Source organism: Alkaliphilus peptidifermentans DSM 18978 (assembly GCF_900101495.1).
GTDB lineage: Bacteria > Bacillota > Clostridia > Peptostreptococcales > Natronincolaceae > Alkaliphilus_C > Alkaliphilus_C peptidifermentans.
Map to the genome: position 1 here is coordinate 1 of NZ_FMUS01000050.1, position 11036 is coordinate 11036.

Here is an 11036-nt window from a genome sequence, read left to right on the forward strand (position 1 = left end):
GAAGAAGAACCATTTGCTGAAATAGAAGCTAAAGTACTAGTAGCCAATCCAGTAGTAGGAAGTGTAAGCTATGAGAATATTCCGGCAGGTTACAAGTTGGATGCAGTAAATTCAACAGAGTTACCATTCACAGTAACCGTTGAAGCTAATGTAATCAAAGTATACTATATAGTAGGTGAAACTCAGGAGTTAGAGTATACAGTAGAATACTACATGAATGGCGAAGAAGAACCTTTTGAGGTAATATATGGTTTAGTTCTAGCATCTAACCCAGTAGTAGAAAATGTAAGCTACGAAAATATGCCAATAGGGTTTGAGCTAGATGAAGCGATCTCAACAGAGCTACCATTTGAAGTGTTCATTGCTGAACAAGATATTATAAAGGTCTACTATAAAGCTAGAACCGATATAAGCTACACTGTAAATTACTACTTAAACAACACCACTACATCTGTAGCATCGACTAAAATTGTAGAAAATCAAACCTTCGGTAATGATGTTACAGAAAATGCTATTAGTATATCAGGATATTCACTTGTATCTCAGTCCTCTGTAACAATAACTCTAGAACTGGAAGATAATGTTATCAATTTCTACTATAGAGCCGTTGGCTCTAGCGATGATGACTCTAGAGATGATGACTCTAGAGATGATGACAATAGAACTGATGACAGTTCTCCCCCAACGATAGTAAGTCCTAGTGTGGTTGAAGAAGAGGAAGTAATCGAATTATTAGATGACGAAATTCCACTAGGGGCTTTAGATCGGGAAAATCATTTCCAATATTTAAGAGGATATCCCGATAACACCATAAGACCAGAGGGATTGATTACAAGAGAAGAAGTGGCAGCTGTATTCTACAGACTATTAACTGATTCTTATAGGGAAAGCATATTTACAATGGAACATAGCTTTACAGATGTAGAAGAAGGTAGATGGTCAACTAAGCATATTGCTACATTGGCCAATGCTGGTATCATAAAAGGATACTCTGATGGAACCTTTAGACCAGGTCAATATATAACTAAAGCAGAGCTTGCTGTAATAGCATCAAGATTTGATAAGCTAAGTCCTTTTGAAGGCGATAGCTTCTCGGATATTTCAGATCATTGGGCTAACACCTACATTAACTCTGCAGCAGCAAAGGGATGGGTAAATGGTTATTCAGATGGAACCTTTAAGCCGGATAAGTATATTTCAAGAGCTGAATTCGTTACCCTAGTAAACAACGTACTGGGTAGAAAGGTAAAAAAGGAGGATATACTTCCGGAAGCAAGGCAATTCCCAGATTTAGATGAATCAGCATGGTATTATGAAGCAATTCAGGCAGCTATAAATAGTCATTATTATATAAGGCTAGAGGATGGCTACCAGATATGGACAGAAATATACTATCCAGAATTAGATATGTAATATATCTATTAGTAAGGACTATGTAGGGCAGGGTTTTCAACCCTGCCTCTTTTATTTTAATGTTTTTTCACCTGTTTAAACCTCCAGCATAAAATAGTAGCAAAAGTCTATTATTAAGTGGAGGTCTATTATGAATAATAATAATTTTGATGAAAAGGTACAGGAATTAATTCAGCGTTTTAGGTATGCAAGGTTTAAGCATAATGGAAGAAGTCTTGAGGAGGGAATTGATTGCTTAGGCTTCATTATATTATTCTATGAAGAGTTTGGAATTAAGCTTCCGGACAGTGATGGAAGGCCAATAGATTATAGATGGTATTTAGAAGACCCAGAACGGTATGTAAGGGGAATAAAATCTTTAGGCTGGAAAGAGGTTGATATTGAAGAATTACAAGCTTTAGACTTAATTTACTTTGCTGTAAAAAGAAATATTATTACCCATTCCGGTATTATGATTAATGATAGAGAATTTATTCACATGTCCCCCAATAGAGGGTTATCAGTTGATTCAATTAATCGTCATTGGAGGAAGTTTAGAGGAGCTGTAAGGTTGATTTAAAGAAATTAAGTGCTGTAGTTGTTATTTAACAATACAGCACTTTTTATTAATGATATTAATATTGTACCTCCTAGTTTTTATTCTGAGGTCAGCATCATCGGTTTTTACCATATTAGATGATCCTTTTTAAAGCCTACACCCCAAAAATTCACATTGTTAAGATTTTCTATAGTTTCAGTAGTTTTTTGAGGCTTTAATGAAATTACATTGTCCTTAACTTCCCTATTGCTGGCCATAACAGATTTCCCCATTTTCATTTCCTCCTCAGATGCTTGTTTTTTTACTAATGCCATAATAATCTCCTCCAATTTTTTAATTAATTATTAATTACAATAAACCAATACTGATGCGAATTGTACACCTCCCTATAGAAAAAAATTATAAAAAAACACGCCCCTAATTATTTTTAAGGACGAGTGTAAACCCGCGATACCACCTTTATTGCATCCTTATCAGATGCCTCTCTTGCTTTTGCCTTTATCGGAGCAAACCCGGTATCAACTACTTTAAATATTTCGAAGATACAGCTCGGGAGGGATTTGTATTCTAAACAGTATCGGCTCACAGCAAACCCGACTCTCTTAAACTGCCTTATTAAAATACTTTTCTCCTTCATTGCTGGGTATTTAATTAAAATTAATTCTATCAGGTATTCTTGCTCAAGTCAATAGAATTGATTAAAAATTCTGAAAAAAGTGTATATGTATATATATGCAATTATGGAAAAATGATGATAGTATTTTATGATTAAAACTCAATGTAATAATACTAACTGTATTGCTGTTCAAAAATTATAGTGATTATTGAGCTGTTTTAAACAGGGTATTTATATAATATTAGATGTATCTTTATTTGCTTGTCTTTATGAAAGTCAAAAATTGGATGGGGTTTTAATTTTCAACCCATTATGTTAAATTGGTAATATATATGTCAAAAATATGGGAGTGAACTTATGAAAAAAGAATATCGATACATACTTTTTGATTTGGATGGTACTTTGACAGATCCGAAGGTGGGAATAACGAAGGGAGTACAGTATGCCCTCGCAAAATATGGCATAAAGGAAGATGATTTAGACAAGCTTGAAAGCTTTATTGGACCACCGCTATTATATTCCTTCAAGGAATTTTATAGCTTTGATAGCGAAAAGGCAACGGAAGCAATAAAATACTATAGAGAATATTTTAGTGAAAAGGGAATGTTTGAAAATATTCCCTATAACGGAATACGTAGACTGCTAGAAGGATTAATGGAAGAAGGTAAAATTTTAATTGTGGCCACATCAAAGCCTACTTATTTTGCAGAAAAAATATTAAAATACTTTGAGCTTGAAGAGTTTTTTACATTAATTGCGGGAAGTAATCTTGATGGCAGTCGATGTGAAAAAGACGAGGTTATTCAATACATAAGGGAGATAATCCCAGAAATTACATGTAATAATACGATAATGGTTGGTGACAGAAAATATGATATTATCGGAGCAAAACAACATCATATAGAGTCTATTGGAGTTACTTATGGGTATGGAGGAGAGGAAGAATTAAAGGCGGCCGAGGCCACCTTTATTGTTACTTCTATAGAAGAGCTTAATGTTCTATTAACTAATAGGTAGAGCATAAGGTTCTTTTTTTCTATTTTGTCTTTTGCGAGATAGTATACCCATACAAACACTAAGTGGAAATCCTAACAGAAGAATTATTTTTCTGTGGAGAGGCATATAATCCCAGAAGCCTTCCTTTAAAACCTCATAAATTTCTTTAATATCTTCTCCTGGTAATTGAAATTTAGTACCCTCATCAGTTCTAATAAATAGAGCATTTGAAGCTTGTTCAATTCTATTTTCAGTTTTGCCATCATAGTCTATCCAGAAATGACTTAATGAAAAACTCTGCCTATAGGGTATACCTTTTGCCTCAAAAATTGAAGCTATTACAATGAATCGACTTTTACAGTCCCCGGTACCTTTTTTAAGGACCTCTTCTGCAGTTGGGAAATAGAGAGGAACACCGTATGTTGACCAATCAAATTGATAGGGGATCTTCTCCAATACGTATGCCTCTATTTCTGCTGGGTCATCAGGAGCTTCCCTTAAAAGGTCCTCAACCGCATCGATATTAATGGCTGGTCGGTACAGTCGCAAAATAGAGACACCTAGCTTATATGGGTTGGGATATAGAGTAAATAGAATCCATATTAATAAAAAAAGAATTGCATGAAGAATATATATCCTTTTTTTAGAACCCTTTAAGGACAACATTTACATACCCCCTATACTATATTAAAATTGAAAATTGAAAATTGAAAATTGAAAATTGAAAATGAAAAATTGAAAATAGAAAATTAAAAATTAAAAATTAAAAATTAAAAATTAAAAAGATGAAAAATAAAAGAAGAAAATAAAAAATTAAAGTTAGAAATTGAAAGTGAAATAACTAGTAATCTAAAACATTGTGTACTAATATATTTTAACACAAATTCAAAATAAATCAACATTATGTAAACTCTCTTATACATATAAATAAATAAAAAATCCTTTTATAAATCTCAAGATAATTTAAAAAAACTTAATACATTGATTTCTTGATTCAAATTAGTTATAATTATGAAATACATTTTAATATTTTCTCGTATAATAATGGAGATATGGTCCAAAAGTTTCTACCAAACCACCGTAAATGGTTTGACTACGGGGTGATGAATAGTTGAACAAGGCGATATGCTTTATGATATTAACTATTATATGATTCCCTGTAGAAAAATACAGGGATTTTCTAATGCATAGAATTAACAAATCCATGGTAAGAAATCAATATCTGAAATGGACATATATATATGGAGGTGGAGTATGGAACTATTGAAAAGGAAAATTCTTGAAGTGGGCCGTGTTGAAGGTGAAGGAATACTAAAGGTTGATAGTTTTCTTAATCATCAGCTTGATATAGTGCTATTAAATGAAATAGGCAGGGAATTTTATAGGCTTTTTAAAGATTATGAGATTACTAAAATTCTAACTGCAGAGGTTTCGGGTATTGCAATTGCTACAATTGCCGCTCAATATTTCAATGTGCCGGTTGTCTTCGCAAAAAAAACTCTATCGAAAAACCTTGATAGAGAAACTTATGAAGGTGAAGTTTACTCTTATACAAAGGACGTTACCTACAAAATAAGAGTGTCTAAACGATATCTTTGTGAAGAAGATAAGCTTCTAATAATAGATGATTTTCTAGCCAATGGAGAAGCTGTTCTTGGATTAAAGCAGATTATTGATAGCGCTAATGCAAGTCTACTGGGAGTAGGGATAGTTATAGAAAAAGGATTTCAAAAAGGTGGTAAAGTACTGAGGGAGAAAGGAATAGAGGTAAAATCATTAGCTATTGTTGATGATATGAAGAATGGGAAAATAAACTTCAGATAAGCAAAATAGGCATAATTCCATGAGAATTGTGCCTATTTAACTATTACGTTAATTCCAGATTTCCCTGAAGATGCACGAAAAAGGAATAAATCCGGTGGATTAAAGGTAAAGAATATAAACATAAAACCTAGTACACTAATACTTAAGTAAGCTAATATAACTGCAAATGGTTTAGGCGCTGTGGCTGTAAGTATTCTATAGCTTAACAATTGACCTAGTGCAATAGCTAAGAAAAAGATTATTATGTCAACAAATACAATATGACTTCCAATAATTGCTTTATAGCTATAGTGAAGTGAAATTATAGCAATGCAAACTGAAAAGGCTGCAACAGCCTTAGCGACTACAATATGGTTAAAAGAAATATTTAAAAAGAAAAACTCAAGGAAAGCAAAAATAATAATTGGCCAATAAGCCATTTTTAAATGCTCCCATGGACTTTCATTTACCGGAAAAAGGAATGCTAATGCTTTGATTCTATTTAACCAATCAAATGCAAAATGAAACAAAGCTCCCACAGTAAAAATAAAGAATAGACCTGCTAATTCCCAATAGTATAGCTTAGACAATTGTATCCCACCTTAATAAATAGTTTATTAAATCTTAGTATTTCCATGTAAACTGATTAAAATTTATATCAGTCCCATGGAATTATTTTTGTGACTTTAAAAACAAATTATGTAAATTATTTTATAAATAATATATAATAATAAGTATAAATTGATTATAAACTTTTATAGAAATAATAGGATAACATATTAATATACACTAGAAGACATAGAAAGGATGTTATTTATGCTGAAAATTCTAGCTATCATGGGGAGTCCTAGAAAAGGTAAAAACAACGAAGTTCTATTGGATAATATGTTACAAGGTATACAAGATGTTAGTCAACTTATTGAAATTGAAAAAATATATGCCGCAGATGTTGGGGCTGTACCATGCTCAGCCTGTGATGCATGTACTAAAAGACTAGGCTGTATCAAAAATGATTCAATTAATGATATTTTTGAAAAGTATAATAGCGCAGATATTATCATTCTAACATCTCCGATATATTTCAATAGTATTAGTGCCCAGTTGAAGGCTTTAATCGACAGAAATCAAGCCATTTGGTCAAGTAAGTATGCATTAAAAAAGTCTTTGATTAATCGTGATAAAAAAAGATTTGGTTATGTTATTTGTACTGCTGGTGCTGTTGATCAGCCTTTTGGACTTTCTGCAGTAGTTCCCATAATGGATTTATTCTTCAAGTCTATAAATACTGAATATATAGGTAATCTTTTTGTTACTAATTTAGATGAAGTACCAGTATATTTAAACGAAGAAAAGCTTAAAGAAGCAAGGACAGCTGGAAAAAAACTTATGGAGGAATATAATGCTTCATTTTAGAATATAATTATTAAACTGTGTAGGGGGGATAAGCTTATGGAAAAGAATATAGATAAAGTTCGGTGCCCTATGAGCATTGGAGATTCTCACTATAAGTTTATTTTTGAGAAATCAACCGATGCAATATTAATAATTGAAAATAGTCGATTTATTGACTGTAATGAGGCTGCACTTAAGATGTTTGGACTAGACAAAAAGGAGCAATTAATTGGATTTAATCCATTGGAAATATCACCTATATATCAGCCCTGTGGAAAAAAATCTGTTGATAAGGGTAAGGACATGTTTAGAAAAGCGTTGAAAAATGGTAGTCATATATTTGAATGGGAGCATATTTATAAAAAAACAGAAGTCACTTTTTTTGCGGAAATTCTATTAATTGCCTTGAAAACTGAGGGAAATAATATGTTTTATGCATTGGTTAGAAACATTACCGAGAGAAAACGTGAAATGGGACAGCTTGAAGAAAGAGAAAATCTATATAGAGGATTTTTTCATAACAGTGATGTAGTAATGCTTTTGTTTGATCCAGTTTCTGATGATATTATTGATGTAAATCAAGCTGCTTGCAACTTCTATGGATATGATAAAGTAACAATGAAATCTATGAAAGTTTCAGATATTAATGTAATGGATAAGGCGGAAATTTATAATGAGGTTCAAAGGGCTAAAAATGAAGGTAGAAAGTACTATCATTTCAAGCATCAACTGGCCAATGGAAGAGTAATAGATGTTGAAGTATACAGAGGTAATATTCATGTTCATGGAAAGTACCTGAGGTATGCGATAATATATGATATAACTGATAGAAAGCGATTCGAAGAAGAATTACGATTACAGAAATCAATGTTTCAACAGCTATTTGAAAATTGTCCTGAAGCAATGGTAATGTTAGATAGTAAAGATAGGGTTATGAATATTAATCATAGCTTTGAAAAAACCTTTCAATACTCATTAGAGGAAGTTATGGGACAAAATATTAAGGAAATAATAGTACCAGAAGAATTGTCTAATGAAGCCGATCTATGGAGTCAGGAAATTATTTCAGGTGGATTTATAAAAAAGGAAAGCAAACGAAAGTGTAAGGATGGATCACTTATAGATGTTGATATATTGGGCTATCCTGTTGTTGACAATGATCATCAACGGGGTATTTATGGTATTTATAAAGATATATCAACCCGGAAAGAGTTTGAAAGGAAACTCACACTTTTTGCAAAGGTTTTAGAAAATAATACAGAGGGAGTCATTATAATAGATAAGCATGGAAAAATCCAATGGGTTAACCGTGCGTTTACAACAATTACTGGGTATACTCGAAGTGAGGTTAGTAATCTGAATCCAAGTATTCTTAAGTCTTTGAGGCATAATGATTCACATTATAAAGATATGTGGAAGAATATATTAGAAAAAGGAAAATGGCAAGGAGAGATTTGGAATAGAAGAAAGAATGGTGAAGTATATCCTCAATGGTTAAACATTTTTTCAATAAAAGAAAATGATGTTGCCACACATTATGCTGCAATAATTAGGGATATAACAGAAAGCAAACAAAGAGAAGAAAAAATAAACTATCTAGCCTTTAGGGATTGTTTAACAGGGCTTTACAACAGGACTATGTTTAATGAAAGATTAAACCAAGTTCTTGCGGCTGCAAAACGAAAAGAACAATTTATAGGCCTATTATTTATGGATATGGATGGTTTCAAAAATATAAATGATACCTTAGGACATCGAGCAGGTGACCAGTTATTACAGCTCATAGCTGACAAACTGTTATCTAACACGAGAGAAAGCGATACAGTTGCTAGAATTGGAGGCGATGAGTTTATTATTCTATTGCCAGAAGTAGATGAAATTACTCAAATCAGTAAGGTGGCAAAAAAAATAACCCGAATTTTTAGAAAACCATGGGAAGTAGAAGACCATGTATTTAATATTACGGCAAGTATAGGGGTATCGGTATATCCTAATGATGGTGTTGACCCTGAGGAGCTAATTAAGAAAGCTGACTCTGCCATGTACAAAGCTAAAGATGAGGGAAAAAATCAGTATAGATTTTATTCCTTTGAAAATCTTTAAAATCAAATTGGGGGATCAATATGTCTGGAAAGCTTATTGAGTTAAAACAGATTATACGTCTTTTTATTATTTTGATAGTTATAATTGGAATTATTTTAAATGGCAACACTGTAGACTTTTTATATGTGTTGTTTTTACTAACATTTATATTGAACTCTCAAGTGAGAGTAAATACACTATCTAATAGCAATGGTATTATATTTTCAATATTTTTAGACTTACCAATAATAATCTTTATTTACTATAACTATTTAGGTGTAAATTATCTGCTACTGTGTATAACATTAATAGACTGTTTGACATTGCTTAAAAAATATTATAGCTGGATAATATTTGCGGTATTCATTTATATAACCTATGCAAATAAAATATCTTACGAAACGATATTATTAAATAGCATCATTTTTTTTCTAATATATGTATATGCTATTCAAGTCAAGAAGATGGAAGGAAAGATAGAAGAAATTGAGGTATTATATGATAAGAATAGAAGATACAGCATTCAGTTGGAGAATACGAAAAATACTTTAGAGGACTATACTGAACGGGTTGAAGCTATGTCGCAGCTAGAAGAAAGAAATAGGCTTTCCGTTGAAATACATGATACAATTGGTCATAGATTAACCGCTTTACTTATGCAGCTTGAAGCCATCATACGATATCAAGAGGTAGATGGAGAGAATCTTAAGGAGATGCTTGAGTCAGCAAGGGACTATTTAAGTAATTGTGTTGATCTACTAAGATCCACTGTTAAAAATATGAAACCCAGAAGCTATAGAGGTGGAATTTTAACTCTTAAAGATTTTTTAGATAGCTTTACACGTCAAACTGGTATTAATACTGCTTTTGAAATTAAGGGGCAACCATATGATTTGCTACCTGGCGATATCACTGCTTTGTATAAAAATCTCCAAGAAGCTACAACAAATTCTTCAAGGCACGGGAAAGGAAGCTTAATTAAGGTGACACTTGAGTATTTAGAGAGTGGAGTTGCAATGGAGGTAGCTGATGATGGACAAGGCGCTTCTGTTATCAATAAAGGTTTAGGGATAACAGGAATGGAGGAAAGGGTGGCTCTTTTAGGTGGAAGCTTAGAAATAAAATCTTCAAACATTGGGTTTACGATAACCACAATTATACCCAAAAGAAGGGAGATAATATGAAAATAAAAGTAATGATTGTAGATGATGATGAGTTAATTCGCAGTAGTTTAAAGTACATACTGGCATCTGATACTTCTATTGAAGTTGTTAATACAAGTAGTAATGGTGATGAAGCATATAATAATCTACAGAAAATAGATGTAGATGTAATACTAATGGATATAAGAATGCCTATTTGCAATGGTGTTGCTGCTACTAAAAAAATATCTAGCATCTATCCAGACAAAAAAATTATTATTCTTACTACTTTCGATGATGATGATTACATTTTTGAGGCATTAAAAAATGGTGCAAAGGGATTTCTCTTAAAAAATGTTTCGCCAGATAAAATTATTGAAGCAATAAAGATTGTATATCAAGGAAATTTACTGCTACATCCTGATGTAACTGCAAAACTTACCTCAATGCTACAAATGGAAAAAAAGGTTGAGTGGCAGAAGTATGATTTAACAGAAGCAGAAGTAAATATTATGAAACTGATTTCAGAAGGCTTCTCTAATAAAGAAATTGCAGATCATGTATTTTTAAGTGAAGGTACAGTTAAGAATAAGATATCAGATATTTTAGATAAGCTTCATTTAAGAGATAGAACTCAAATTGCAATTTTTTATCTTAAGGGAGGAAATAAGTAATTTTAAAGCTTATTAATGTAGGAAGAGGGAATTTGTTTATGCAAATTCCTTTTTGTGGTGCGCCCAGCATGGGCGCAATCTAATGGGTGAAAGTCCCTAGCGCGGGTTGATAGTGCCAAGCGCATAGCTTAAGGCAAGGGTGTCCACCGTGAGGTGGAATCTGAAGGAAGCCGACGGCAAACTTCTGGTCTGACGAATAGAAACTACATATAAGGCACACATATGCTGGGTAAGGTTGCCACACAAACCAAAGCCCTAAACTATCCGGAAGCATAAGGTGTAGATGTAGCAGATAGATGGAAGGAAAGATTGCGTTCTTACCTGGGGAGGTCTCATGGACGTGTGAAAACAGAGTATGAAGCACGGTTGAAACAAGATTT

At 32.6% G+C, this 11036-nt stretch carries 11 protein-coding genes, 1 riboswitch and 1 other annotated feature; of the genes, 8 read left to right on the forward strand and 3 right to left on the reverse strand.

From position 1 onward, the window contains the following. Together BLP68_RS20705 and BLP68_RS20710 are read left to right on the forward strand one after the other, a co-directional pair. The coding region (locus BLP68_RS20705) for an S-layer homology domain-containing protein (RefSeq protein WP_143003139.1) at positions 1-1413 on the forward strand (1413 nt) is incomplete at its 5' end. A gap of 130 nt (positions 1414-1543) precedes the next feature. Next, positions 1544-1972: a C40 family peptidase gene (locus BLP68_RS20710; RefSeq protein WP_091547620.1), complete on the forward strand. Its 429-nt coding sequence runs from the start codon at positions 1544-1546 to the stop codon at positions 1970-1972. A 104-nt stretch (positions 1973-2076) separates the two neighbouring features. Here the strand turns inward: BLP68_RS20710 and BLP68_RS20715 are convergent, their stop codons facing one another. Continuing rightward, positions 2077-2265 (reverse strand): hypothetical protein, encoded by a 189-nt coding sequence (locus BLP68_RS20715; protein WP_091547621.1) that lies wholly within the window; start codon positions 2263-2265, stop codon positions 2077-2079. A 112-nt stretch (positions 2266-2377) separates the two neighbouring features. Further along, positions 2378-2597, reverse strand: a binding site (T-box leader). 327 nt (positions 2598-2924) lie between these two features. Between BLP68_RS20715 and BLP68_RS20720 the strand changes: the two genes are divergently transcribed. After that, positions 2925-3584, forward strand: coding sequence for an HAD family hydrolase (locus BLP68_RS20720; RefSeq protein WP_091547623.1), 660 nt, complete (start codon positions 2925-2927; stop codon positions 3582-3584). Here BLP68_RS20720 and BLP68_RS20725 read toward each other — a convergent pair. Beyond that, positions 3570-4229: a hypothetical protein gene (locus BLP68_RS20725; RefSeq protein ID WP_091547624.1), complete on the reverse strand. Its 660-nt coding sequence runs from the start codon at positions 4227-4229 to the stop codon at positions 3570-3572. The genes BLP68_RS20720 and BLP68_RS20725 overlap by 15 nt on opposite strands. Positions 4230-4577: 348 nt before the next feature. Next, positions 4578-4679: riboswitch (purine riboswitch) on the forward strand. Between the two features lie 138 nt (positions 4680-4817). On the opposite strand from BLP68_RS20725, the gene BLP68_RS20730 reads away from it, so the two are divergent. Further along, positions 4818-5387, forward strand: a complete 570-nt coding sequence (locus BLP68_RS20730) for a xanthine phosphoribosyltransferase (RefSeq protein ID WP_091547625.1) — start codon at positions 4818-4820, stop codon at positions 5385-5387. A gap of 32 nt (positions 5388-5419) precedes the next feature. Here BLP68_RS20730 and BLP68_RS20735 read toward each other — a convergent pair whose 3' ends face one another. Continuing rightward, positions 5420-5956 carry a DUF6512 family protein gene (locus BLP68_RS20735; RefSeq protein WP_091547627.1) on the reverse strand — a complete coding sequence of 179 codons (537 nt, stop codon included), beginning with the start codon at positions 5954-5956 and terminating at the stop codon, positions 5420-5422. A 226-nt stretch (positions 5957-6182) separates the two neighbouring features. Between BLP68_RS20735 and BLP68_RS20740 the strand changes: the two genes are divergently transcribed. The 4 genes from BLP68_RS20740 to BLP68_RS20755 are packed head-to-tail and all read left to right on the forward strand — an operon-like array spanning position 6183 to position 10656. Next, positions 6183-6779, forward strand: a complete 597-nt coding sequence (locus tag BLP68_RS20740; RefSeq protein WP_176759139.1) for a flavodoxin family protein — start codon at positions 6183-6185, stop codon at positions 6777-6779. A gap of 36 nt (positions 6780-6815) precedes the next feature. After that, positions 6816-8861, forward strand: coding sequence for a PAS domain S-box protein (locus BLP68_RS20745; RefSeq protein ID WP_091547630.1), 2046 nt, complete (start codon positions 6816-6818; stop codon positions 8859-8861). Positions 8862-8881: 20 nt separating this feature from the next. After that, positions 8882-10024 carry a sensor histidine kinase gene (locus BLP68_RS20750; RefSeq protein ID WP_091547632.1) on the forward strand — a complete coding sequence of 381 codons (1143 nt, stop codon included), beginning with the start codon at positions 8882-8884 and terminating at the stop codon, positions 10022-10024. Then, positions 10021-10656, forward strand: a complete 636-nt coding sequence (locus tag BLP68_RS20755; protein WP_091547633.1) for a response regulator transcription factor — start codon at positions 10021-10023, stop codon at positions 10654-10656. The genes BLP68_RS20750 and BLP68_RS20755 overlap by 4 nt, the downstream gene beginning before the upstream one ends. Positions 10657-11036: the final 380 nt, after the last annotated feature.

Coding starts and splice junctions, on each gene's coding strand:
- BLP68_RS20710 (WP_091547620.1), top strand. CDS start 1,544: ATGAATAATAATAATTTTGATGAAAAGGTACAGGAATTAATTCAGCGT.
- BLP68_RS20715 (WP_091547621.1), bottom strand. CDS start 2,265: ATGGCATTAGTAAAAAAACAAGCATCTGAGGAGGAAATGAAAATGGGG.
- BLP68_RS20720 (WP_091547623.1), top strand. CDS start 2,925: ATGAAAAAAGAATATCGATACATACTTTTTGATTTGGATGGTACTTTG.
- BLP68_RS20725 (WP_091547624.1), bottom strand. CDS start 4,229: ATGTTGTCCTTAAAGGGTTCTAAAAAAAGGATATATATTCTTCATGCA.
- BLP68_RS20730 (WP_091547625.1), top strand. CDS start 4,818: ATGGAACTATTGAAAAGGAAAATTCTTGAAGTGGGCCGTGTTGAAGGT.
- BLP68_RS20740 (WP_176759139.1), top strand. CDS start 6,183: ATGCTGAAAATTCTAGCTATCATGGGGAGTCCTAGAAAAGGTAAAAAC.
- BLP68_RS20745 (WP_091547630.1), top strand. CDS start 6,816: ATGGAAAAGAATATAGATAAAGTTCGGTGCCCTATGAGCATTGGAGAT.
- BLP68_RS20750 (WP_091547632.1), top strand. CDS start 8,882: ATGTCTGGAAAGCTTATTGAGTTAAAACAGATTATACGTCTTTTTATT.
- BLP68_RS20755 (WP_091547633.1), top strand. CDS start 10,021: ATGAAAATAAAAGTAATGATTGTAGATGATGATGAGTTAATTCGCAGT.